The sequence below is a fragment of the Reichenbachiella sp. genome (genome assembly GCF_965223055.1).
In the GTDB taxonomy this organism is placed as follows: Bacteria; Bacteroidota; Bacteroidia; order Cytophagales; family Cyclobacteriaceae; genus Reichenbachiella.
The window spans coordinates 24,213-48,455 of the sequence record NZ_CBDCVM010000012.1; the positions used below are offsets into that span (position 1 = coordinate 24,213).

Annotated in this window: 23 protein-coding genes; 8 read left to right on the forward strand and 15 right to left on the reverse strand. The window is 40.5% G+C overall.

Annotated elements, in window-relative coordinates; genetic code table 11:
* Window positions 1-12 precede the first annotated feature (12 nt).
* A complete protein-coding gene (locus ACOQO5_RS15320) occupies window positions 13-2,994 on the reverse strand; it encodes a DNA polymerase III subunit alpha (RefSeq protein ID WP_420582571.1) in 2,982 nt (993 codons plus the stop codon).
* A gap of 67 nt (window positions 2,995-3,061) precedes the next feature.
* Window positions 3,062-3,913, reverse strand: a complete 852-nt coding sequence (locus tag ACOQO5_RS15325) for an SOS response-associated peptidase (RefSeq protein ID WP_420582572.1) — start codon at window positions 3,911-3,913, stop codon at window positions 3,062-3,064.
* Between the two features lie 318 nt (window positions 3,914-4,231).
* Here ACOQO5_RS15325 and ACOQO5_RS15330 point away from each other — a divergent pair, with 318 nt between their 5' ends.
* Complete coding sequence (locus ACOQO5_RS15330; protein WP_420582573.1) at window positions 4,232-4,465, forward strand: hypothetical protein; 234 nt, start codon at window positions 4,232-4,234, stop codon at window positions 4,463-4,465.
* Window positions 4,462-4,767, forward strand: coding sequence for a type II toxin-antitoxin system RelE/ParE family toxin (locus ACOQO5_RS15335; RefSeq protein WP_420582574.1), 306 nt, complete (start codon window positions 4,462-4,464; stop codon window positions 4,765-4,767). The genes ACOQO5_RS15330 and ACOQO5_RS15335 overlap by 4 nt, the downstream gene beginning before the upstream one ends.
* Window positions 4,768-4,976: 209 nt before the next feature.
* Here ACOQO5_RS15335 and ACOQO5_RS15340 read toward each other — a convergent pair whose 3' ends face one another.
* The 4 genes from ACOQO5_RS15340 to ACOQO5_RS15355 all read right to left on the reverse strand — a co-directional run bounded on the left by ACOQO5_RS15340 (window position 4,977) and on the right by ACOQO5_RS15355 (window position 9,841).
* The gene (locus ACOQO5_RS15340) at window positions 4,977-7,673 is read right to left on the reverse strand and encodes an ABC transporter permease (protein ID WP_420582575.1); all 2,697 of its coding nucleotides are present in this window, start codon (window positions 7,671-7,673) and stop codon (window positions 4,977-4,979) included.
* Complete coding sequence (locus ACOQO5_RS15345) at window positions 7,670-8,008, reverse strand: PadR family transcriptional regulator (RefSeq protein ID WP_420582576.1); 339 nt, start codon at window positions 8,006-8,008, stop codon at window positions 7,670-7,672. Before ACOQO5_RS15345 ends, ACOQO5_RS15340 begins: the two co-directional genes overlap by 4 nt.
* 132 nt (window positions 8,009-8,140) lie before the next feature.
* Window positions 8,141-8,824 carry a LytR/AlgR family response regulator transcription factor gene (locus ACOQO5_RS15350; RefSeq protein ID WP_420582577.1) on the reverse strand — a complete coding sequence of 228 codons (684 nt, stop codon included), beginning with the start codon at window positions 8,822-8,824 and terminating at the stop codon, window positions 8,141-8,143.
* Between the two features lie 3 nt (window positions 8,825-8,827).
* Window positions 8,828-9,841, reverse strand: a complete 1,014-nt coding sequence (locus tag ACOQO5_RS15355) for a sensor histidine kinase (RefSeq protein WP_420582578.1) — start codon at window positions 9,839-9,841, stop codon at window positions 8,828-8,830.
* A 144-nt stretch (window positions 9,842-9,985) separates the two neighbouring features.
* Here ACOQO5_RS15355 and ACOQO5_RS15360 point away from each other — a divergent pair, with 144 nt between their 5' ends.
* Entirely contained in the window at window positions 9,986-11,065 is a 1,080-nt protein-coding gene (locus ACOQO5_RS15360; protein WP_420582579.1) for a phosphotransferase enzyme family protein, read from the forward strand.
* Here ACOQO5_RS15360 and ACOQO5_RS15365 read toward each other — a convergent pair.
* Both ACOQO5_RS15365 and ACOQO5_RS15370 read right to left on the reverse strand, forming a co-directional pair.
* Complete coding sequence (locus ACOQO5_RS15365) at window positions 11,062-12,429, reverse strand: Gfo/Idh/MocA family protein (protein WP_420582580.1); 1,368 nt, start codon at window positions 12,427-12,429, stop codon at window positions 11,062-11,064. The two genes, ACOQO5_RS15360 and ACOQO5_RS15365, sit on opposite strands and share 4 nt — an antisense overlap.
* A gap of 39 nt (window positions 12,430-12,468) precedes the next feature.
* Window positions 12,469-12,921 carry an Lrp/AsnC family transcriptional regulator gene (locus ACOQO5_RS15370; RefSeq protein ID WP_420582581.1) on the reverse strand — a complete coding sequence of 151 codons (453 nt, stop codon included), beginning with the start codon at window positions 12,919-12,921 and terminating at the stop codon, window positions 12,469-12,471.
* A gap of 172 nt (window positions 12,922-13,093) precedes the next feature.
* Here ACOQO5_RS15370 and ACOQO5_RS15375 point away from each other — a divergent pair, with 172 nt between their 5' ends.
* The 4 genes from ACOQO5_RS15375 (at window position 13,094) to ACOQO5_RS15390 (ending at window position 17,178) form a co-directional block, all read left to right on the forward strand.
* Window positions 13,094-14,041: an NAD-dependent epimerase/dehydratase family protein gene (locus ACOQO5_RS15375; RefSeq protein WP_420582582.1), complete on the forward strand. Its 948-nt coding sequence runs from the start codon at window positions 13,094-13,096 to the stop codon at window positions 14,039-14,041.
* A gap of 37 nt (window positions 14,042-14,078) precedes the next feature.
* Window positions 14,079-14,462, forward strand: coding sequence for an HYC_CC_PP family protein (locus ACOQO5_RS15380; protein ID WP_420582583.1), 384 nt, complete (start codon window positions 14,079-14,081; stop codon window positions 14,460-14,462).
* 107 nt (window positions 14,463-14,569) lie between these two features.
* The gene (locus tag ACOQO5_RS15385; protein WP_420582584.1) at window positions 14,570-14,929 is read left to right on the forward strand and encodes a heavy-metal-associated domain-containing protein; all 360 of its coding nucleotides are present in this window, start codon (window positions 14,570-14,572) and stop codon (window positions 14,927-14,929) included.
* A gap of 5 nt (window positions 14,930-14,934) precedes the next feature.
* A complete protein-coding gene (locus ACOQO5_RS15390; RefSeq protein ID WP_420582585.1) occupies window positions 14,935-17,178 on the forward strand; it encodes a TonB-dependent receptor in 2,244 nt (747 codons plus the stop codon).
* A gap of 60 nt (window positions 17,179-17,238) precedes the next feature.
* Here the strand turns inward: ACOQO5_RS15390 and ACOQO5_RS15395 are convergent, their stop codons facing one another.
* Together ACOQO5_RS15395 and ACOQO5_RS15400 are read right to left on the reverse strand one after the other, a co-directional pair.
* Window positions 17,239-17,922 (reverse strand): response regulator transcription factor, encoded by a 684-nt coding sequence (locus tag ACOQO5_RS15395; RefSeq protein WP_420582586.1) that lies wholly within the window; start codon window positions 17,920-17,922, stop codon window positions 17,239-17,241.
* Window positions 17,919-19,178 carry a sensor histidine kinase gene (locus tag ACOQO5_RS15400; protein WP_420582587.1) on the reverse strand — a complete coding sequence of 420 codons (1,260 nt, stop codon included), beginning with the start codon at window positions 19,176-19,178 and terminating at the stop codon, window positions 17,919-17,921. The genes ACOQO5_RS15395 and ACOQO5_RS15400 overlap by 4 nt, the downstream gene beginning before the upstream one ends.
* 162 nt (window positions 19,179-19,340) lie before the next feature.
* Between ACOQO5_RS15400 and ACOQO5_RS15405 the strand changes: the two genes are divergently transcribed.
* Window positions 19,341-19,730: a DUF1573 domain-containing protein gene (locus ACOQO5_RS15405; protein WP_420582588.1), complete on the forward strand. Its 390-nt coding sequence runs from the start codon at window positions 19,341-19,343 to the stop codon at window positions 19,728-19,730.
* Window positions 19,731-19,788: 58 nt separating this feature from the next.
* Here ACOQO5_RS15405 and ACOQO5_RS15410 read toward each other — a convergent pair whose 3' ends face one another.
* The 5 genes from ACOQO5_RS15410 to ACOQO5_RS15430 form a co-directional block, all read right to left on the reverse strand.
* Window positions 19,789-20,493 carry a hypothetical protein gene (locus ACOQO5_RS15410; RefSeq protein WP_420582589.1) on the reverse strand — a complete coding sequence of 235 codons (705 nt, stop codon included), beginning with the start codon at window positions 20,491-20,493 and terminating at the stop codon, window positions 19,789-19,791.
* A gap of 102 nt (window positions 20,494-20,595) precedes the next feature.
* Window positions 20,596-21,378 carry a type I methionyl aminopeptidase gene (gene map / locus ACOQO5_RS15415; protein WP_420582590.1) on the reverse strand — a complete coding sequence of 261 codons (783 nt, stop codon included), beginning with the start codon at window positions 21,376-21,378 and terminating at the stop codon, window positions 20,596-20,598.
* Window positions 21,379-21,477: 99 nt separating this feature from the next.
* Complete coding sequence (locus ACOQO5_RS15420) at window positions 21,478-22,095, reverse strand: Ezrin/radixin/moesin family protein (RefSeq protein WP_420582591.1); 618 nt, start codon at window positions 22,093-22,095, stop codon at window positions 21,478-21,480.
* A gap of 109 nt (window positions 22,096-22,204) precedes the next feature.
* Window positions 22,205-23,608 carry a class II fumarate hydratase gene (gene fumC, locus ACOQO5_RS15425; protein ID WP_420582592.1) on the reverse strand — a complete coding sequence of 468 codons (1,404 nt, stop codon included), beginning with the start codon at window positions 23,606-23,608 and terminating at the stop codon, window positions 22,205-22,207.
* Window positions 23,609-23,670: 62 nt separating this feature from the next.
* On the reverse strand, window positions 23,671-24,201 hold the full coding sequence (locus tag ACOQO5_RS15430) for an RNA methyltransferase (protein WP_420582593.1): 531 nt from the start codon (window positions 24,199-24,201) through the stop codon (window positions 23,671-23,673).
* Between the last annotated feature and the right edge of the window lie 42 nt (window positions 24,202-24,243).

A 24,243-nucleotide genomic window follows, 5' to 3' on the forward strand; every position in this document is an offset into this window, starting at 1 on the left:
TTTAAATGTTCATCAGGCGCTGACTAATTTTTTGAATTTGTTTTCTTCAGTATATCTCGGGTCTTCTATCATAGGAGCTTTAGCCATTCGTTCTACCTCTATGGTGTAGCAGCCAAATTCTTCTACCACTTTCCCATATAGTTCATAAACCCCTCGCCCTCTAAAGGGATATTGTCGAGCCACTTGAGGAAAATGAACGGTATCCAAAAAGGCTCCTTCTCTATCCAGGAAGTTTCCGAAGTACATGAGATCTCCTTTGGAGGTTTTGGTTTTTTTGACCGTTACCCAGTATCCTTTCACTTTTACTTTTTGTCCTACATTGTTGATTAGATCCCGAACGAGAATCTCATCCAGGGTATCATCTGCTAGTAGGTTAAAAGGGTGCATCAATGGAAAACCAATCAACTCCAAATAATCAAAAGCATTTTCAAGTGTGCTTTTCTCTAGTTTAGGAATGACAAATTCCTGTCTTTTGACTTTGAATAGGTCGGGGGTGCCCAAGTCTACTTTGGCCTTGGATAGTTTGAAATGAGCTTCCCAGAGTAGCGCTCTTTTGTTTTTGCCAGTGAACCGAAAGGCATTAACTCGAATGAGAATACATGCTTGATCTATGGAAATCGGGACACGGTCAATAAAATCATCGAAATCTATGTAAGGCCCATGGAGTTCCTGCTCTTTCACGACTGCTTTAGCCGTTGCAATTTCTAATTCATGTACATGGATAAAACCAATGTATATGTCCTTCCCTTGAATATGTGTTTCATATCGGCTTGTGTTGACACATGGAGGTAAAATATTAGCCCCATGCATACGAGCTTCATGAAAGTAATATTCTGTTCGGTAAAACCCACCAAAATTGTTGATGGTGGCGACCATATATTCCAAAGGGTAATAGGCTTTTAGAAAGAGACACTGGTAACTTTCTACTGCATAAGAGGCAGAATGTCCTTTGGCAAATGCATAGCCAGCAAAACTTTCCGTTTGGCGCCAAACCTCACGAGTAAGCTCATCAGCGTATCCTTTGTTTTTGCAGTTGACGAAAAACTGTTCTTTTACTTTTTGGAATTCTTCACGTGACCGAAATTTTCCGGACATACCTCTGCGTAGCATATCAGCTTCACCGAGGCTGAGGCCAGCAAAATAGTGTGCCACTTTGATTACATCCTCTTGATACACCATCACACCATAGGTTTCGGGCATGAGGTCTAGCATGACAGGGTTAGCATCTTTTCTTTTTTCCGGATAACGGAACCTGAGGATGTACTCGCGCATCATGCCTGACTTGGCTACACCTGGCCGAATGACCGAACTAGCAGCTACTAGTCCCAGGTAATCGTCCACTTGAAGCTTTTTGAGGAGCATACGCATGGCGGGAGATTCTACATAGAAACAGCCGATAGCCTGCGCATTCCTAAGGAGTGATTTTACTTTTGGGTCTTCTTTGAATCGTTTGATGTCATGGATGTCAATGTCTTCTGCATCTGGTTGGTTTTCTTTGATGACTCCTAGTGCGTCCTTGATTTTACCTAAACCTCGTTGGCTCAATATGTCAAATTTATATAGGCCAGCATCCTCGGCTACGATCATGTCAAATTGTGTGGTAGGGTAGCCTTTAGGCGGTAAGAAGGTAGCTGTGTAATAATGAATGGGTTTTTCGGAAATTAAAATACCAGCTGCATGGATACTCAAGTGATTGGGGAACCCTTGGATGAGGTGGCCATATTTTAGTACGAGTTTAGAGATATGATCAAGTGCTTCGTATTGAAATTGCCCCGAACTCAAAATGTCAATTTCATTTTTGGGTAGACCAAAAACTTTTCCCAGTTCTCTGACTACTGCTTTGTATTGAAAGGTGTTGTAAACAGCCAATAAAGAGACATGTGGAAACCTTTTGAAAATATAATCAGTCACATCATCACGATCGGTCCATGAAAAATCGATATCGAAATCAGGAGGATTTTGACGGTAGAGATTGATGAACCGTTCGAAATACAGGTCGAGCTCTATGGGGTCGACATCTGTAATTCTCAGCAAATAAGCGACGACACTATTGGCGCCACTGCCTCTGCCTACATAGAAGTATCCTTTGGATCTGGCGTAACTTACGATGTCCCAGTTGATGAGGAAGTAGGAAACAAAACCCTTCTGTATAATAATATCCAGTTCTTTTTCGATCCTTTGTATGATTTCAGGCGTGGGATTGGGGTAGCGATAAGGTAAACCGCTTTGGCAAAGCGCTCGCAATAGCGCTGCGTCTTCTTCTGCTGAATCTTTGTAGAATTTCTGGTTTTTGTGATCATACTCACTACCAAATTCAAATGAAATACTACAACTATTTAAGAGTTGTTCAGTATTGGAGATGACTTCAGGAAATTCCTTGAAAGCTTCTGTCAATTGCTTGACGGACACCATACGGTCACCTTTGCTACCTTCTTCTGACTGGGGGAGTTTACTCAGCAGGATGTTTAAGTCTATCGCTCTAAGTAATCGATGCGCATTGAAGTCATTTTGATTTCTAAAACTCACGGTCTGCATGATGACTAGTTTGTCTCTATGCTTGTTCCAGGGAGAAAACGAGAGTCGGTTGATGTCGCTAAGGCTCACGCCGATATATTCATTGCTGTGTAGCCTTGTTCCTTTGAAGGACTTGAACGGGTAGATAATGAAACAATTTTCAAGTGGCCGGGCTCTTTCGGGAATTGGCTGGTTTTGATGAAGAAAGTCAGAGAGGTAATCATTGAGTTCTTGAAAACCCTGATTGTTTTTAGCTATACCAACAAACTGCTGTTTGGCACCGTTGCGAAAATCTATTCCTAAAACGGGTTTAATGTCATATTCAGGCGCTAGCCGAACAAAGTCGAGACACGAAGATGTATTGTTGATATCTGTGAGTGCCATCGCAGACACCCCATACTGCTGTCCCATCGAAAGGAGTTCTTTCGGTTTGATGGTGCCGTAGCGCAGGCTGTAATATGTATGGGTATTCAGATACAATAGGATTGATAATAGAAGTGTTCAAAATTTTTAGCATTCGTTCGGGAGGGTGGATGCGGGGCTTTTTTTAAAACAATTCTCCTTGTATACCTTCAGGCCCAATGGGTGGTGGTGTTTCCTGATTTTTTCTGACACGAGCCGATGTACTACCCATGCCTTCGAGTTTTATTTCCTGATAGATTTCGTAATCATACTCTTTATAGATCCGTTCGCCTATGGGCTTGAGTAAATCAGGACCTTCTGCTGATGGGCTTTTGATGGCTGGCGAAATTGGATAGGCATTCATTTGGGCTGCAGGGTATGGCCTGAGTAATTGAGTCACATCATTCAATTCAGTATCATTAGCTATCCATTCCTTTTCGTGTTCTTCTGATAAAATCACTGGAGATCGGTGGTGTCCAATGGCTTGAGTAAGCTCATTGCTTACGGTGGTAATGATGGAGTAGGAGTTGAGCACTTCGCCGGTTTCTTTGTTGACCCACTCGTCCCAAATACCAGCAAAGGCAAATGGGCGTTTCCCGTCTTTTAGGTAGAGCACGTAGGGTTTACTGAGTCGTTCTTTTTTTGGCCCTTCTATAAAGCAGTCTGCAATGATAAGGCAACGTTTGGATCGGATAGATTGGCGAAACATGGGCTTGTTGATAATGCCCATACTGCCGGTGTATGTTGGATCGTCAGCTTTGTTGAAGTCACCTTCAGCACGTGCGTTGATCATATAGGTAGGCTTGTCTGCCCAATGTGGAGTGAAACCAAATTGAAAAAACTGAATTTGATCAGGTTTGTCATTGGTGATCACGGGGGCAAAATTGCCGTGCGATACATTGGTATTGGGGACATAGAGGTCGGGCTTTTCGGTTTTTACGTTAAACCGTTTTTCGATCGCTTTTATACGAGTGACTGTGGTATATCTGCCGCACATAGTAGTATCTGCTTGATTAAACTAAAGTTATAGCTTTTCAACCAGCCCTGTACAACTGATCAGTGCGATCTACTAAGCCATTTATTTGATGTTTTCCAAAATAGGGTCTTTTTGGTTTTGACAAAAATACTAAAAAATATAGTAATAGCTAATATAATTAGTAAATTTAAAATTCATTCAAATCCTACGAAATGAAGTGTTTAGGAGATTGGTGTTGGATGTTGATCCAATGTAAAATTCTGCTAGGAGTTTAAAAAACTCAATGGAGAACCACAAAACAGCCTAAAATGCGTTATTTTGTAAAAAAGGAAGTGTATTATGGATATAAAGACAAAAAAGCTCCATTTCATTCAAGAAGTGCTTTCGTTGAATAACGAAATAATTATCGATAAACTGAATTCTTTATTAAAAAAGGAGCAAGAAAAATTGAACCCTGTTTTAAAAGACAAACTCACTTCTAGGTCATTAAAAGCCAACCAAGATATAGAAGAAGGAAAAGTGTACAGCAGAGAGGAAGCAGAGGGGAAGTTAAAAGAGCGTATGCGTATATGAGAGTAATTTATACTGACCAATCTCTTGTCAGTCTTGAGGAGCTGCTAAATTTTTTGATAGAGAGTCAGGGGTATGAAAGAGAGAGTGTAGCATTGATTATAAATCAATTGTTCGATAGAGCAGAAAGTCTAAAGGCTCATCCGCATAAAGGCCAATTAGAAGAAAACCTACAGCACCTTAAAGAAGGCCATCGCAGAATCATTGAGAGGTATTTTAAGATTATTTATAAAGTAGAAAAGGAAACCATTTATATCACTGATTTTTTTGATAGTAGACAAGACCCAGAGAAGATGAAAGGGTAAAAACCCTCAATTTAATGTATGGGCTGACGGTTTTGTTAAGACTTATGAGTGGCAGAAATATGAGGTGTTTAGAAAATTGCCTCTGCTAGACTCAGAATGCTAGTGGAAGTACGACTTGAACCTAAGCTGTCAAGTCAATTAAACTCTGAAAAAAACCTAATATCTAGCTCAGATAAAAGCCATCAGTCGTACTTCCACTCACTCATTAATCACTCATGATTCAGCGCATCCACTGGATTGGCTGTAGCCGATTTGAGTGTCTGATAGCTGATGGTGATGGCCGTGACAGCTAAAACTACCAGGCCTGAATAAACGAACGAAGTCCACCCGATGTCGATACGATAAGGGTAGTTGTCGAGCCACTGATCCATGAGGTAGTAACTCACCGGCCATACGATCAGGGTCGCACTGCCTACCAAAATCAAAAATTCTTTGGAGAGCAGCTGGATAATGTTGAGGATCGAACTACCCAGCACTTTTCTGATGGCTATCTCTCTCGCGCGCTGGATAGCAGTGAATGAGGATAATCCAAATAGCCCAAGACAGCCTACGATAATGGCCAAAATAGAAAACGTAGCAAACAGGTCTTTGAATTGCCGCTCTGATTCGTAGTAGCTATTGAAATATTCGTCTAAGAAGAAATAGTGGAATGGATTGCCGGGAAAGCTCCTGTGCCACTGTTCTTCGATGGAGGCAATGGCTTGAGTGGATTGGTTCATATTTACTTTGACCATAAAGTACTCTGAATTAGTTCCACTGAGGTATATTAAACTTTTCGGTTTTTCTTCCTTTAGGCTTTCCTGATGATAGTCGGCGATTACACCGACTACCGATGGGCTCCACCTAAACCTTTCGATTTCTATTCTTTTGCCTATGGCATCTTCTGGCTTTTCGAAACCTAAGGCACGAGACGAGTTTTCGGTTAGGATGACCAAACTATCTAAATCATCACGCATCTCTTCAGAAAATGCCCGACCTGCAATGATTTCCATATTCATGGACTCAGCAAAATCGAAGTCAATTCCTGCAATACTCAAGGGAACGGCTTCATCTTGACTTTGAAGGTTCGTGCGAATAGGTGTTTTGAAACGGAGCTTTTTACCTGGCAGCAAGGTAGATCCAGCCACAGATATTATTTCAGATCGTTGTTTTAGACCCGTTTTAAAAGATTTAACTCGATTTGACCTTACCTCTCGTGAGGTATCCTGTTTGGGCGGACGTTCCACGACGATGGTCTGTTCCATGTCGAATCCCAGGTCTTTTGATTGCATGTATTCCATCTGATCAAACACAGTGGCTGTGCCAACAATCAGGGCTACGGACATCGCAAACTGAAAAATTACCAGAGCCTTTCTCAAAGCGACCCCTCCAGTAGAAGTTTTAAGTTTGCCATGAAGTACTTGAGCAGGCTTGAATGAAGAGATAACGAATGCCGGATAGATGCCTGACAAAAGTGAGCCGATGAGTACCACGCTGGCTACCATGATCCAAAACCAGGATTGATTCCAAATGACATAGTCGAGCGGAGTACCGCTTAGATTGTGAAAAAGATTTCCAGTTGAAAATATGATCACAAAAGCCAGGAGCATGGCCAGACCATTAATCACTAGAGATTCGATTAAGAACTGAGCGATGAGTGATGACCGATAGGAGCCCATTACTTTTCGTAAACCCACTTCTCTGCCTCTATCAAATGATCTGGCTGTACTTAGGTTGATATAGTTGACCCAGGCAATGATCAAGATGAAGTAGGCAATGATAGAGATATAAAAGACGCCGTCTCCGTTGCCGTTGACTTCGGCTTCATCGGTGAGTTGAGAATAGAGATGAATGTCTTTGAGTGGCTGTAGCGACAGCACATCTTTCTTATTTCTCTCTTTATTTTCCGGATTGTATTTATCAACAAGTGCGGGAAATTGAGATTCTAGCTTTTTGGGGTCTGCAGTGGGTTTCAATTGAACATAGGTGTAAAAGTCTTTTCTCCTCCAGCCATTGCCATACCGCCTTTTTGCCCAGCCGCTACCGTCTGTTTCTCTGGTGTATAGTGTGTTGAATGAAATCAGTACGTCAAATTTGAGGTGTGTATTCTCAGGCACATCCTGGAATACACCGGTCACGGTGCATAGTTCATTGTTGAAGTCATCATCTTCCAGACGGAGCAATTTGCCCATGGGGTTTTCATCGCCAAAGTACTTTTTGGCAGTAGATGCTGAAATGGCAATAGTGTGTGGTTTCTCCAGTGCAGTGGCCGCATCTCCTTGAATCATAGGCACTGAAAACATGGGTAAGAATGCCGCTTCGGCATACAGAAACCTTCTATGTTTCAACACCTGAGGGTTCTGTTCTCCATTTTCAGAAGTGATGATCACATTGTTTTTGGAGCCCATGTTGTAGAGCTTGGCGGAGCTGACGACTTCTGGAAAATCTTCCAACAGGGCAGGGCCTGCACCGGGGTAATTTTCCGAACTTTTGTAAACGAGTTCACCATTTTGATAGACATCTAGCTGAACGCGATAGATGTTTTCTTTGTCAGCCACATGATTTTCATAGCTTTTTTCGAAGGCTACAAAATGGTTGATCATTAAGAAGGCAGCCAGGCCTATGGCCAAACCAAAAATGTTGATAAATGAGTACAATCGATTTTTGAGTAGGCTTCTAAAAGCCACGTTGAAGTAGTTTTTTAACATGATTGTGTGATTTGAGTGTATTATTGAGTTTTCTGTAATTGGCCTCATTAGAGAGGGTCTGAATAGCTGTAGCACCTGAATAAAGTATCTGAGTTGAGGATACTTTTTTCGCATTCTCACATTGTGTCCGTAGATCTCATCCAGATCACCAGAGATGTCCACCCAGTAATCTGGGTGACAGTAGAATTTGAAAAACTTAGATGCTAGTTTTTTTATCATCTTATTTTTAGGTCAAGGGCAATTTTGGGAATAGAGTCCCACAGCCCTAAACGAATTTCTTTTGAATGTGTGAGTGCCTTTTTGCCGTAAGCGGTGATTCTAAAAAAGCGTTTGGGTTTTCCTCCTCTTTCTTTATCTGGCTCCCCCAGTCTACTATCCAAAAATCCTTTTTTCTCTAGCCGACGAAGCGTCGATTGCAGTGCACCGATGCTGACACTTCGTTGGCCTCTTTCTTCGATTTCGTTTTTGAGAGCCACGCCATATGCTTCATCATATAGCACACCTACCGTGAGCATTACGATTTCTTCAAATTCACCTAATTGATATTCTTTCATAACTTTTACATTCAATAACTACTTTGTAGTATTGCTAAGCTAAAGCAGATTTATCTACAAGCAAAGACTATTTTGTAGTATTGATAATCTTAAGATGCGATTCGACCTTAAAAAGTTGCAGCCTTCAATAAATTAATTGGAATACTTGCTGATTAGCCCTTCTTTGTAGGCTCTTCCGATGGGGATGGTTTTTTGGTTGTCGAGGTAAATCTGATTGCCTACCAGCTTTGTGATTTTACAGGTGTTTACCAAATAGGATTTGTGTACTCTAAGAAATTTTTGTTGTGCGAGTTTTTCTTCCCAATTCTTTAGGGTTTCCGAGGATAGATGTTTCTTATCAGTAAGGTGAATTTCGGTGTAGTCTGCGTCAGATTTGATATAGTAGACGTCTGCCAAACTTATGCGTAGGTACTCATACCCTGTTTTAATGAATATGTCTTCATCCAATTCTTCTTTATCTGGAATAGTTTGTAATGAAGATACTTTGGATACGGCTTTTACAAACCGTTCGAACGAAAAGGGTTTGAGCAAATAGTCTATCACATTGAATTCATAACTCTCCAGCGCGTAATCTGAAAATGCCGTAGTCAATATCACGTAGGGCGAATTAGGAAGTGTCTTCAAAAAGTCTATTCCCGATAATTTGGGCAAATGGATATCCAAAAACAATAGATCTATTTTCTGTGAATTGATGGTATCTAAAGCTTGAAGGGCATTGGAATAGGTACCTATCAGCTTCAGTGTACCGATCTCATCAATGTACCTCTTGAGAATGCGCTGTGCCGGGAGCTGATCTTCGATAATGATACAATTCATTTTCTAGTGGTTCAGATTCATTTCCAGTGTTACCTGGTACTGGTCATTAGATTTTGTGATAGCTAAGGTATGCGCATTTGGGTAAAGCAACTGTAGTCTCTTCTTTACATTTTCTAAACCTATCCCGCTATTGATGTTCTGTGTGTTGGTTTGGGCCAGGTAGGAATTGGAACACGTAAATTTCAATTCGCCTTGCGTTGATACCTCCAATCCTATCGATATTTCTATGTCTTCTGTTTGACTTGACGAACTATGTTTGAAGGCGTTTTCTACAAATACGATCAATATTAAAGGAGCTATCCTATGGTCTTGTGAAATCTTTGGCATTTCAAAATCAACCTTTCCTCTTCCTTCTATTTGTAAATTGTTGAGGTTGATAAAATTGCTTAGATGTTCTATCTCTTTGGATAATGAGACATAATTGGCTTGACATTCATACAGCATATATCTCATCACTGCTGACAACTCCAAAATAATCGTAGGCGTTTGAGGAGAGTTTTCTATAGCGTGTGCATAGAGGTTGTTTAGATTATTGAAAAGAAAATGAGGGTTGATTTGAGATTTTAAAAACTGAAGTTCACTTTCTTTGACTGAATCCTTTAGCTCCTCTACTTCTTTTTGTTTGCCTAGTGCATCCCATCCAAATTTAAACCCTGAAAGTATGCCAATAATAGGCAGCATGCTTAGTAGGTTGCCCACAGCGAAGAACCGCTGTCCTCTGGTGTCTGGGAAGTATATTTTTTCGAGTACGAACTCTTCCATCAACATCATGGCCATCACTATTACAATAAAATACGCAGTGAACTCAATGTACTTTTTGGTGTAAATAAAGGAGGGTAGTAGCCAATAATTGATAACAAGCGCACCTACTGCATAATTCATAAAAAATACATATTCGTATTCTTCAAATTGTGGATTGTGTCGGCTATAGCCATAAAAAACAAAAACCACTGCATTCAATATCAATTGAAATATTGCTTCACGTACACTTATGAACGGCTTCTTTTGGGGTGTCATTTTCCAAATATATCAAGTAGTATAGGGATTTAATAATGATTTCCGGTCAACGACACTATTCTGGGGTTCATCAACAGGATTGGTAATTATTGTTGCCAATCGAGACGTATCAGCATACTTTTACGCTAGGTAGCAGATTAAAATATGGAACAGATCTTCAATGCATTTGATGCGCACATTCTAGTTAAATCTATTGAACCATTCGGCGGAGGTCTGATCAACGATACTTTTCGTGTCCGAAATCATGATGAAGATGGTAATGACTTTCTTCTTCAACGGATCAATCATGAAGTATTCAAAGATGTGACCGGTCTCATGCACAATATGGAGCTGGTCACTCAGTTTTTGAATGAGAAAATATTGTCATCAAAACTTCAAGGCACTTGCGAAACTCTACAAATCATACCGACGAGGGGTAAAGCCAGTTTTTTTCATGATGAGAATGGAAGCTTTTGGCGAGTAGTTAAATTTTTGAAAGGCTATCAATCTTATGATTATGTGGAAACACCTGAACAAGCTTATCAGGGTGCTAAAGCATTTGGGCAATTTATGCTTTTATTGGATGATTTTCCGGTACAAAATCTCAAAGAAACCATTCCTGGTTTTCATGATATCATCAAGAGATTAAATACGCTCAAAGAGGTCATGGCCACAACCGAAAAAACCGAGCGAGTGCTAGAGTGTACGGAAGACATTCGTCTTGTGCTTGATCTGGCTGAACAAATGAGTGTGATTGAGCAATTGAGAAGGTCTGGAAAAATCAAAGATCGAGTGACGCACAACGATACCAAATTCAATAATGTGTTGCTCAAAGAGGATTTTTCAGGTCACTGTGTGATTGATCTGGATACTGTGATGCCAGGTATTGTTCATTATGATTTTGGTGATGGAGTGCGGACTTCGGCAGGCACAGCCGAGGAGGATGAGAGAGATTTAAGTCTCGTGAATATTGACATGGAAAAGTTTAAAGGGTTTGCTCAGGGTTTTATCGAAACATCAAAAGATGTGCTTCATCCATTGGAAATAGAATATTTAGCACTATCTGCACCTCTATTGGCTTACATTATGGGGGTTCGGTTCTTAACTGATTATTTGGCTGGTGACGTGTATTACAAAATCAAGCATGAGACGCATAACCTAGATCGGGCACGATGTCAGCTAAAGTTTACTAAGCAAATGCTGGACAGACTTCCAGAAATGTCCGCCATTATCAAAGCAGTTTAGTAAACTTCATTCACCCCAAAAATTGGCTTTCTATTGATCCACTTTCCTTTGGTAAAATCGGGAAATGGTACAGGAGCGCTGCCTTGAGCAATGGACTCTTCGGATAGGCAAGTCACAGCTGACCAGGTAGCGCAATCATACACATCCAAGGGCATCGGAGCGTCTCTTTTGAGGGCTTCAATAAAGGCATTGATCACGAAGAAATCCATGCCACCATGTCCGGCACCGGCTGCTTGGTTTTCGTATTTTTTCCAAAGCTTGTGGTCGTATTCTTTCATATACTTTTCATCGCTTTCCCATTTGTGCGCCGGACTTACTCCTTCGATATGAAGAGAATTATTCAAGTCCATCCAGATTCCTTTGGTGCCCTGGACTCTAAACCCAAGAGAGTAAGGTCTGGGTAGGCTAGTGTCATGATTGAGCGTAATGGTTTCACCGTTCGTCGTTTTGATTACTGTAGTAACTACATCTCCAAGCTTGAATGCTACTTCAGCATTTGGGTGATCTTCGCCTCCTTTTGGGTGATTGACTATATAGTCATGCAGACCTCGGGCTTTAGAAGCGGTACTTGTGAGATAGGAATATCTGTTGCCGCGATTGATGTCTGTCATCATGTGAATAGGACCTAATCCGTGAGTGGGATAGAGCTCTCCATTTCTGTTGATCGAATGCTGGGTTCTCCATCGGGCCTCGCTCATTCCCTTTTCTCCGAATTCTACACCACCACCGTACAACTGCTTACCGTCATTGAATTTTACGGCTCTGAGATCATGTTGATAGCCTCCTTCCAAGTGAATCATTTCTCCGAACATTCCTTTTTTTACCATATTGAAAATCGCCATCACATCTCTCCGATAGATCACGTTTTCAAGTATCATAAAAGGCGTGCCCGTTTTTTCATAGGTTTCTACCAGATCCCAGCATTCTTGAATGTCTGCAGCTCCGGCCACTTCGAGCCCTACAGCTACACCGGCATTCATGGCATCTACAGCCATAGGCGTATGCCAGAGCCAAGGTGTTGAGATGATGACCGCATCTACATTTTTTAGCTTCAAAAGATCGCGATAGGCATAATCTCCTGTGCTAAAAAGCGCTGGCGTTTTTCCACCTGAATTAGTCACCATGTCGGAAGCTCTGTTGAGCACTAATTCATCAATATCACACAGTGCTGTGATTTCTACATCTTTTCTTTCCAGTGCTAATTGTACGTGGTTAGTCCCTCGTGCTCCCACACCAATAAATGCCAGTTTGATTTTGTCTTTTTTTTGAGCGAACGGTTCCATGGGATTCAGAAAGGAGAGGGACAGTCCCGCTAATGCTGATTTTTTGATGAATGCTCTTCGGTTGTTTTCAGGTAGTATCATGAAGGGATGTTGTTTTGATAGAAATACTAATCTATAAAATTAGATATAAAACTCTGAGGTATGTTTGATCTCCTTCAATACGAAGGTCGTGTTGAGTACGCCTATGTTCTCAATCTTGGATAATTTGTATCTGACGAACTCATGGTAGTCTTCGAGGCTTTTTACGTTGATCTTGAGTATAAAATCAACCTGTCCAGCCATGTGGTAGCATTCCTGTACTTCCTCTAAGTCCTGGATCTGTTTTTCAAAATTGTCTATGAAGGCAGCATTGTGGTATTGCATAGAGACCTGGCAGAGTCCGGTTACTGATCTGCCGATCAATTCTTTGTCCAGAATGGCCGCATAGCGTTTGATGTACCCGTCCTTTTCTAATCGACGTATTCTCTCATAAACCGGAGAGATGGTAAGGTTGAGTTGGGTGGCAATTTCTTTGGCAGTAATCTTTGCATCCTTTTGCAGGATTCTCAAAATGGTTTTGTCTATTTCATCCATCGCTCCGTAATTTTTGCTTTCTATTATTGGATAAATATAGTTGAAAAGTAATATTTATGGAGTAGTGTATTAATAACAGCTAATATTATGGTAGTTATTACAAATGAAAAGGATATGTACTAAAATTGTATTCAATGTGAGTGTTGAACATTAACCCAAAAATTTAACAATCATGGCACGTTCCTTAATCATTGGTGCAGGCGGACAGCTCGGCACCGTGCTTACCCAAGCCCTTCGAGATATATATGGCACTGATCAGGTCGTTCGATCCGATATGCGCGAACTGGATAATATCACTGGCCCATTTGAAGTGATAGATGCAACAGATGCTGATCGGATCGCTGAGGTAGTGCAACAATATAAGATTGAGGAAATCTATCATTTGGCTGCCATCCTTTCTGCGAATGGAGAAAAGAACCCTCTCGGTACTTGGGAAATCAACATGAAGACTTTGTTCAATGTATTGGAAGTGTCCAGACTAAACGGAGTGAAGAAAGTTTTTTACCCAAGTTCTATTGCTGTATTTGGTAGTGAAGTAGACCAGCAAAATACGCCTCAGGCATCATTCCTGAATCCCTCTACTGTGTATGGTATTAGCAAAGCGGCAGGAGAAAATTGGGCGCAATACTATTTTCAGCGATATGGATTGGATGTCAGGTCTTTGAGGTACCCAGGCGTGATTGGTTACCAATCATTGCCAGGAGGAGGTACCACAGATTATGCAGTTGACATTTATCATAAGGCTATTGAGGAGGAGAAATTTTCATGTTTCTTGGAGGAAGATACAACGTTGCCTATGATCTATATGGATGACGCCATCAGAGCTACCATAGAACTGATGCAGGCACCAAAAGAGAGTATCAAAACCAGAACGTCTTACAACCTGGCTGGCATGAGTTTTTCACCAAAAGAAATTGCAGCTGCTATTCGAGAAATTTACCCTGACTTTGAAATTACTTATGATCCGGACTTCAGACAGGAGATCGCCGCTAGCTGGCCTCAGAGTATCGATGATTCACGAGCCAGAGCTGACTGGGGCTGGAAGCCTGCTTTTGATTTGAAATCTATGACTGCTGATATGATTAAAAACTTAAAATTGAAATATTCTACGGCAGAATAAATCCTTCTTTTTAGTTTTGCGTAAGCAAAAGTAAGACATGCGTAAAACCACGGCGATTATATTATCACTCTTTTATCTGCTCATCGCAGCAGATGCTTCCGTGGCTATACACAAATGCATGGGCTCTATCGAATCCATAGACTTGGTTCAGACAGCAGAAGTTTGTTGTTGTGGCGACATGAATATGGACAGCTGCTGTGAAAACGAAACAGTGGATTTGCCACAGGATCAAGAAGAGAAAGTAGTAAGTAACTATTCCTTTTCTTTTGAAAATGATGTTTTTCAGTTGATCGAAGTGCCTTCTTTGCTGGTTTTGGAAAAACACAATCCAGATCAGCTAGTTTTTGGATTTACTCATGTAGATCCTCCTTCCTATATTCCAGCATACGTCAAGTATTGCTCTTTTACCTTCTACGGTTAATTTTTTTGATACCAACAGGTATTCTGTAATTACTCAGAGTACGCTTCAATTGCCATCTGTACTAGTCATGGTCCAGATTAATTATTACAATCAAAAAATTAACAATAATGAATACATACAAGAAATTTATATACCTACTGATTTTGATGGTATTGCCTGTTTTGGCGAATGCCCAAAAGAAAGAAAAATCCATTGCCACTTGTGAGTTTACCGTACAGGGTGTTTGCAAAATGTGTAAGGAACGAATCGAAGAAGCCGCACTAATTAAAGGAGTGAAATTGACTGAATGGGATATTCCTTCAGGGACCTTTAAGGCAGTCTATCGTGAGGATAAGGTTTCCGAAATGGAAATTCATGAAGCCATAGCAGCAGCAGGTCATACCACTGATCAAGTAGCCACTACCGATGAGGCTTACAGTAAACTACCTGATTGTTGCCAATACAACGACGGTGTAGATAAACACTAACAATCATGCTACGATGTATTTTATTGGTGGCGTTGGCCTTAGGGTCAATGCAGTTGGCATTCGCTCAATCTAATCAATCACCCGTCAAAGGAAAAGTATTTGAATTGGGAGAAGATGGAGATAAAATTCCATTGGTTGGTGCCAACATCTATTGGCTAGGCACAACTAAAGGAGCTCCCACGGATGCAGATGGTAATTTCAGTCTTGATCGTGTTTCTGACACTGACCAGTTAGTAGCAAGCTACATTGGTTATCTGAATGACACTTTGGGTGTGTCAGATGATCAAGAGCTTTCCATTCAACTTCTTCCTGATGTGACCCTAGATGAAGTGGAGGTCGAGTACAGACAAAAAACAGTTCAGATAGATTATTTGAATCCTTTGAAGTCTGAGCTCATCAGTGAAAAGGAGTTATTGAAAGCGGCATGCTGTAACCTTAGTGAGAGTTTTGAAACTAATCCAAGTGTAGATGTATCTTTTACCGATGCCGTGACGGGCACGCGCCAAATTCAGATGTTGGGATTGGCAGGGCCATATACACAAATCACCAGGGAGAACATGCCAGACGTACGTGGTCTGTCTGCCATCTATGGTATGGTGTATATCCCTGGCACTTGGATAGAGAGCATTCAGCTCAATAAAGGCGCAGGTTCGGTGGTCAATGGCTATGAAAGTGTGGCAGGTCAGATCAACGTGGAACTTCGAAAACCAGAAAAGAGCGATAAGTTTTATGCTAACCTGTATGCCAATGAAGGGGGTAGGTTTGAGGCTAACCTGAACTGGAGTCAAAGGGTTGGTGAAAACTGGTCGACAGCTGTTTTGCTGCATACAAAGGCCAACGCCATCGAGCGAGACCGAAACAAGGATGGCTTTTTAGACAATCCCTTAAGTCAGCATTTCATTGGGCTCAATCGCTGGAAGTACATTGGTCAGAATGGCCTGATGATGCAATTTGGTGTGAAGGGTACTTATCTGGATAACCTAGGAGGGCAAGTAGGTTTTGACCCTGGTAGGGATAGAGGTACTACCAATCTTTGGGGGATGAATCTTTTCACCAAACGATTTGAGGCATGGACTAAGATTGGAAAAGTTTACATAGAACAACCCTGGAAGTCTGTAGGAGTTCAAGTTTCTGGCGTTTACCATGATCAGGATTCATATTTTGGATTGAATGAGTATGACGCGGATCAGCAGAGCTTTTATGGAAATTTCATATACCAAAGTATGATTGGTACTACCGATCATCAGTTCAAAACTGGGGCGAGCATTCAATATGATCGATATGATGAAGTATTGAATATCAATGACTATGGCCGAACCGAAGTGGTGCCCGGAGCATATTTTGAGTACAGCTATTCCTTTCTTGACAAGTTCAATGCCATGGCGGGTATCAGAGTAGATCATCATAATCTATATGGTACGTTTATGACGCCAAGAGTCCATTTGAGGTATGCACTGACTGATCAAACAGTATTGCGAGCATCAATGGGTAGAGGTCAACGAACGGCAAGTATTTTGGCTGAGAACATTGGTGTTTTTGCGTCGTCGAGACAGATCATCGTTCAGGGTGATGGGAGTGATAAACCTTATGGTCTGGATGCCGAAGTGGCCTGGAACTTTGGAATCAATTTGACTCAGGAGTTTAGGCTGGATTATCGAGAGGGTAGTTTTAGTGTAGAGTACTATCGCACCAATTTCGAAAATCAGATCGTAGTGGATCTGGATCAGAGTCCTCAGCAAGTAGCTTTTTACAATCTAAATGGAGAGTCCTATTCCAATAGTTTTCAACTACAAGTGGACTATGAAGTCCTGAAGTTTGTTGACATGAGAATCGGTTATCGTTGGTTTGATGTGAATACAACTTATGGAGATGTTACTTTGCAAAAACCGCTAGTTTCGGCACATCGAGCTTTTTTGAACCTTGGCTATGAAACTCGCTCAGATTGGAAATTTGATTATACATTCAACTGGCAGGGTGAGAAGCGAATCCCGTATACTGGTAGTAATCCGTCGGATTACCAGCTACAACAAAAATCGCCGGATTTCTATTTGATGAATGTGCAAGTGACTAAAAGTTGGGGTGAACGATTCGAGGTGTATGTAGGTGTAGAAAATTTACTCAACTATAGACAAGAGAATCCAATATTGGCGAGCGATGATCCATTTGGCGATTATTTTGACAGTTCACTGGTCTGGGGGCCGATTTTTGGTAGAAATACCTATGCGGGTTTGAGATATAAAATTAAGTAAGTGAAGAGAAAAAGTGGAAAGTTAAAAGTAGAAAGTCTTCTCTCTTTTGACTTTCTACTTTCAGTTTTTAACCACCAACTTAAACCCCACGCCATGATAGTTTTCTATATCAACATTTTCGTCTGTTTTTAGGTATTTCCTCAGCTTAGAGATGAACACATCCATGCTTCTACCTTTGAAATAGTCATCGTCTCCCCATAGGGCAATCAACAACTCTTCCCTTTTTACTAACGTGTCCTTGCGGTCGGATAGAAATTGTAAAATCTCGGCTTCTCGTCGAGTGAGTTTTTGAGTTTGACCACCTATCGACAGCGTGAAACTATTTATGTCAAACGAAAAGTTGCCTAGAGGCCGAACAGTTGATTCGCTCGTAGCGGATCCTACTCTTCTCAAAAAGACCTCAATTCTATAAGTGAGCTCTTCCATAGAAAAAGGTTTGGTCATATAGTCATCCCCACCGATTTTAAAGCCTTCCAATTTGTCTTCCTGCATGCCTTTTGCAGTTAGGAAGATGATGGGGGTTACTTTACTACGTTGTCTGATTTTTTCAGCCAGGGTGAAGCCGTCCATTTTTGGCAACATGACATCTAAAATGCAAAGGTCAAATGTCTTATTGTCAAAGTCGTTTAAACCTGCCTCACCATCTTTGCTCAATTGGACCACATAGCCTTTGTTTTCTAGATTGTCCTTTATGACAAAGCCCAAGCTTTCATCATCTTCAACTAATAGAATGTTTTTTTTCATGCTTTGGGGAGGTCTAAAGTGAACGTAGTGCCGGATGTAGAACTTTCTAACGAAATCATTCCGTCATGTGCTTCAACAATCATTTTTACATAATACAAGCCCAGTCCAAACCCTTTGACGTTGTGAACATTGCCGGTAGGCACACGGTAGAACTTTTTAAAGATTAAATCCTGTACTTGTTTGTCAATGCCTTTGCCGTTGTCCTGGATGGCAATTGACAATCTGTTTTCTTTGGAAACAGTAGAGATATTTACTTGCGGAATATTTTCATTGTATTTAATCGCATTGTCCAACAGATTATAAATGATATTGGTGAGGTGCACTTTGTCTGCCGAAATCATTGCTTCTACCGTCTTTTCAGAAAATGTAATCTGTCCTCCTTGTGTAAGGTTCAATTGGGCACTTTGAATAGACTGCTCTATCAATTCGTTGAGATTAAACTCTTGTTTGGTAAGGCTGATAGTGTCTTTTTCCACGGTAGCCATTTGCAATACTCTGTCCACCTGATTTTGTAATCGTGCGGCTTCTTTTTTTATGATTTGCGCATATTGAGACAGCCTTTCAGGTTGATTGGTAATTTCATCGGATTGAAGTACATCGGATGAAAGTGCAATCGTAGAAATAGGCGTTTTGAATTCATGAGTCATATTATTGATAAAGTCTTTCTGAATTTCAGATAGTTTTTTTTGCCTAAAAATGGCCATTAAGGTATATCCAAAAAATATAACGACTACGAGCAAGATTATCGACGAAAAGCCCCATATCCACATTTCGCCAGCCAGCGTAGAAGTTTTGTTGGGGAAGTAGACACCAAAATAGTAGGCGTCTTTATTAAGTTGAGGAAAAGTTGACGAAGCAGGGGCCGACTGGGTGTTTTTCTGGAGGTCGATGTATCGGCCATAGACCATTTCGCGATTGGTACAGTCGAATACACCGTATTCAAAATTTTCTGCGATCTCTCGTTTTTGAAACTCACTCTTTAGAATGGCTTCTAGCAGTTCGGGTGCGATTTTATTGTTGAGGTTGACAATGAAATAATTAGAAGAAAGCTGTTCGATGGGGTCTGGTAATATTTCATTTTGATTGATTTCGCACAGTGTGCTGGTGACGTTGAGCAATGCCAGATTCACATTATGCTCAAACTGTTTGTTGCTTAGATCAAATGCCTTGCCCACCCAGAAAATCTGAATGAAAAGAATGCCACCAATAGAAATGGCAGCAAGAAATACCACAAGTCTGAATGTCTTTCTGTTCATGGCTATTTACCTACTCAAAGGACTTCATTCTATATCGAAATCCTGTTGATTCTACTGGCTTTAACATTACATTAACAATTGATAGGAATATATTAACAATGCTTTTTCTGTCCATACATCACATTTGGAGGGTAATTTATTTTAAACTTAAATAATAATACTATGAAAAAGTACCTAGTATTTTTGACATTGGCTGTTGCCATAGTTTCGTTAAATTTCACAACTACAGACAAGCCCACAGTTGGGGCAGTGATGTCATGGAGTCTGACTGAATATGACTTTGGTCAAATTCTACAGAACAAACCGGTTACGGCAGATTTCAAATTTCAAAACACTGGAAGCACACCTTTGATGATAGTTTCAGTAAAAGGCTCGTGTGGATGTACGGTAGCGGCTTACACCAAGGGTGAAATCCTACCTGGCCAATTTGGTGAAGTAACCGCCACCTACAATGCCGCAAAGATTGGAGCATTCAACAAAACGGTGACTGTCAATGCCAATACCGGCACAGGACCCATCACTTTGAGTATAAAAGGAGAGGTGGTCAATTAAAACAAAAAAAGGCTCTGAAGTTATACTTCAGAGCCTTTCTCTATGTTTTTTACGAATATTAGTCGTTGTCTACTGTTTCAGTTTCCTTGTTGCCACAATAAGTACACTTGTACTTTTGTGTCGTATAGCTGCCTTCATCTTCTTCGCTTTCTAATCTAAGCGTTCTGAATTTACAACTTGGACAAAGTTTGTTAGGATTACCTACATATTTTTCAATGACAGTAACTTTGGTTTCTTCATCTAACCAAACATCGTAGTCAAAGTGATTCAACTCCTCTTCGTGAATCATTTCTTTAGTTAAATATGCATCTTCTTCTTCCTCATTGAGCAACCTCATAGGTTTTCCGCTAGGAGCTTTTCTCTCTTTGAAACGGATTTTTGCCAACTTATCTTCAAGAATAGAAGGGTAATAAATTCTCAAATAAGAATTGATTGCCGAGCCTACCAAAAAGGCAAAGCCTAGAGGTAAAATGAGCTTCATGCCCAAAGCTATCGAGTTGGTCAAATCCCTATCCTTAATTAGAACAGCTGAAATAAAAATGGCACCAGCAGCTACAAGGCCAAGAGCAGCAGTCCAAAGTACGTTGATCTCATTCTTGGCTCTAAAACGATATCTGGTAGATCGTCCTGATATTACCTGTATTACACCGTAGTAAAATAGATAACCAATTAGTGATCCGCTAACGAGAATAATTGCTATAAATTCAGCGAGATATTGTGCATAATGCAACATCTCTACTAAAGACGCATCGGGTTGATTCATAATATTCTTTTAAAAGTATAAATATTCACATTTTAAAGATAAGAAAAAAAATAGGACTTGGACTCAACTATTAAAAAATATGAGAGTTTCGCGCAGAGTGTCCTATGCATTGACCTTAGCCAAAGCTTCTTCTATATAGTCAAATGTGGATAATACTTCTGCTTTGCCGTCAATAAAGGCCACATCATGCTCAAAATGTGCAGAAGGCTGCTTATCTGCTGTAATAATGGTCCAACCATCTGATAGTTGCTTAACATTTTTGGTGCCCATATTGATCATTGGCTCTATTGCTATCACTAATCCATCTTTAAACAAAGGCCCTCTTCCACGCTTTCCAAAATTGGGTACCTCTGGAGATTCGTGCATTTCACGCCCTAACCCGTGTCCAACCAGCTCACGTACTACTCCATAACCATTTTTTTCAGCGTGCTGCTGAATGGCATAACTCAAATCACCCATACGGTTACCTTTCTTGACTTGTGCAATACCCAGATCAAGACATTCTTTAGTAACCTCAAGTAATCTCTTAGTTTTGGGATCTACTTCACCAACTTCAAATGTGTAGGCATGATCTCCATAAAACCCATTCATTTTGGCACCAATATCTACACCTACTACATCACCCTCTTCTAATGGTCTATTGGTAGGAATTCCATGAACCACCTGTTCATTCACTGAAGTGATAATAGTGTTGGGGTAATCATAAAGACCTAAAAATCCAGGTTCAGCTCCTTGATCACGAATGAATTCTTCGGCCATAGCGTCTAGCTGAAGTGGAGTAATACCTGGCTGAATCTTAGAAGCCATCAATCCAAGAGTCTTAGATACAACTAGCGCGCTTTGTCTTATAAGCTCTATTTCTTCCCTGGTCTTATATTTTATCATGTAGATTTCTAATAATGGAGTGCAAAAGTATAGGAATAAAATAAAAAAACCGTCCCGATAGCTATCGGGACGGTTTTAATGTCTCTTAGAGAAGGTTTCTTAGATCACCCCTTCAAGCACTTGCTTGATAGGTACTCTCTTGCCATCCTTGAAAGCTACAATCCAGGCATCTTTAACGCCCATTTCTCTCAAGTACTTTTTGAAAGTATCGGCTTCCCAGTAATCCTTGAACATGCCAATGGTGTACTTCATTACGCCATCTTTTTCATCCAATTGGAACGATGGGTTGCCTTGCGAAAATTTGGACAAATCCTTCTTTTTAAATGCACCAATTTGAACTTTAAATAGAACGCCTTTAGTACTCACCGCTGTTTGAGCTCCTGCAGAAGAAGCATCTTCATTGCTAGGAGCAGCTTTTGCTTTCTTTTTTGCGTCGGCTAATTCTCTTCTCAAACTTGATACCTGATCCTGATAGTCTGCGATCTGATCATCTTTTTCTTTGATGCGATCATCAACGCCGGCTACTTCTTTTTTCAAGCTACTCAACTGACCTTTAAGAGACTTATTCTCTTCTAAAAGCGCTTTGTATTGCTCTGGGCTAAGTGCTTTAATTCTTTTTTTCCATTCTTTCTTTTCTTGTTTTGACATCTGTGCCTCCGCAGTTTGTGCGAATCCCACGAACATCAGAAGTGAAAAAATTGCTAGTATATTCTTCATGGTTTTATGATTTAATCCTACTTATAATGACTAATGTACAAAAAAATTAATCTAAATATAGGCCAATTTAGTCAATAATTGTACTTTTTCAAGTTTTTGAAATGTTTGATTATTTTTTTAAACTACCTACCATATCAGCAGGTACTACCCATTCGTCAAACTGCTCATTGGTTAATAGTTCTAATTCGAGAGCCGCTTCGCGTAGCGTTTTCCCCTCTTTATGTGCTTTTTTGGCAATTTTAGCTGCATTTTCATAGCCAATATGTGTGTTCAAGGCAGTGACAAGCATGAGAGACTTTTCAAGTTTCTCTTCTATCACAGCATGATTTGGTTCAATACCAACGGCACAGTTATCGTTAAATGACTCACAAGCATCTCCAATTAATCTGGCTGAATTCAACAAATTGTAGATCATCATAGGTTTGAAGACATTCAATTCAAAGTGACCGGTCATACCACCAGCCGAGATCGCTACATCATTTCCAATCACTTGAGCACACACCATGGTCAAAGCTTCGCATTGTGTCGGATTTACCTTCCCAGGCATGATAGAAGAGCCTGGTTCGTTTTCTGGGATGGTGATTTCTCCAATGCCACTTCTTGGTCCAGAGGATAGCATTCGGATGTCATTTCCTATTTTCATTAAACTTACTGCCAACTGTTTCAAAGCACCACTAGATTCTACGATCGCATCATGAGCTGCCAAGGCTTCAAATTTATTTTCAGCCGTAACTAGTGGTAGACCCGCATGTCCAGCTATTTTCTCAGCGACCAATTCTGAATATCCTTCTGGTGTATTCAATCCCGTTCCTACTGCTGTACCTCCAAGTGCTAATTCAGACAAATGGGGCAGTGTGTTTTTTAATGCTTTCAACCCAAAGTTCAATTGAGCAACGTAGCCGGAAAACTCATGACCCAAGGTCAGTGGAGTAGCATCCATGAAATGTGTTCTTCCAATTTTCACTACATCCTTGAAGGCTTCTACTTTTTTAGCTAAAGTATCTCTTAGCTTCTCTACTTTAGGAATAGTAGTTTCTACCAACATTTTGTAGCCTGCAATGTGCATAGCTGTTGGGAAAGTATCGTTCGATGATTGCGATTTGTTCACGTCATCATTTGGATGGATGGCTTTTTTGTCGTCCGTCAAAGTTCCACCGTTGATCACATGAGCTCTGTTCGCAATTACTTCATTAGAGTTCATGTTCGACTGTGTGCCCGAGCCAGTTTGCCAAACTACCAACGGGAATTGGTCATCGAGTTTTCCTGCTAAAATTTCATCACATACCTGACCAATCAAGTCTGACTTACTTTTATCCATCACACCCAATGCGGTGTTGGTCTCTGCAGCAGATTTTTTTAAGATGGCAAATGCACGGATAATTTCCATTGGCATTTTCATGTGTTCACCACCAATTTTAAAGTTCATCAATGAACGCTGGGTTTGTGCACCCCAATATTTTTCAGCAGGGACTTTTACTTCCCCCATGGTATCTTTTTCGATTCTATATTCCATAATGTATGATTTGCAATACTCAAACAAAGATAGTACGCTTTGCGAGTCTTTAATAGATTTTTTTAGCTAGTAATTTTCGAAATGTAGTGCCAGAGCACTACTCCGATTGTTACAGATATATTAAGCGAATGTTTGGTGCCGAATTGAGGGATCTCTAAGCATTGATCCGAAGCAGATATGACTTCCTGTTCTACACCAAAAACTTCATTCCCGAAAATGAATGCATATTTTCCATTAGAGCTTGGATGAAATTCATTGAGCATCAAACTTCCTTCTGCTTGTTCTACTGCCAATATTTCCCAATGATCTTCTTTTAATTGATTGATGGCTTCAATTGTATTATTCACATGTACCCACTCTACAGTTTCTGTGGCACCCAGAGCGGTCTTGTTAATATCTCGGTGAGGAGGTTGGCCTGTAATGCCGCAGAGGTATATTTTCTTTACGTTGAATGCATCGGAGGTTCTGAAGGCTGAGCCCACATTGTTCAAACTGCGTACATTGTCGAGTATGAGAATGACATCATTTTTCCTTACGTCTTTATAATCCTCAATGGAGTGACGATTCAATTCTTCATTCTTTAATTTTCGCATGAAACGAGTAGCCTTTAGTTCTTATGGTTGCAAATAAAAATG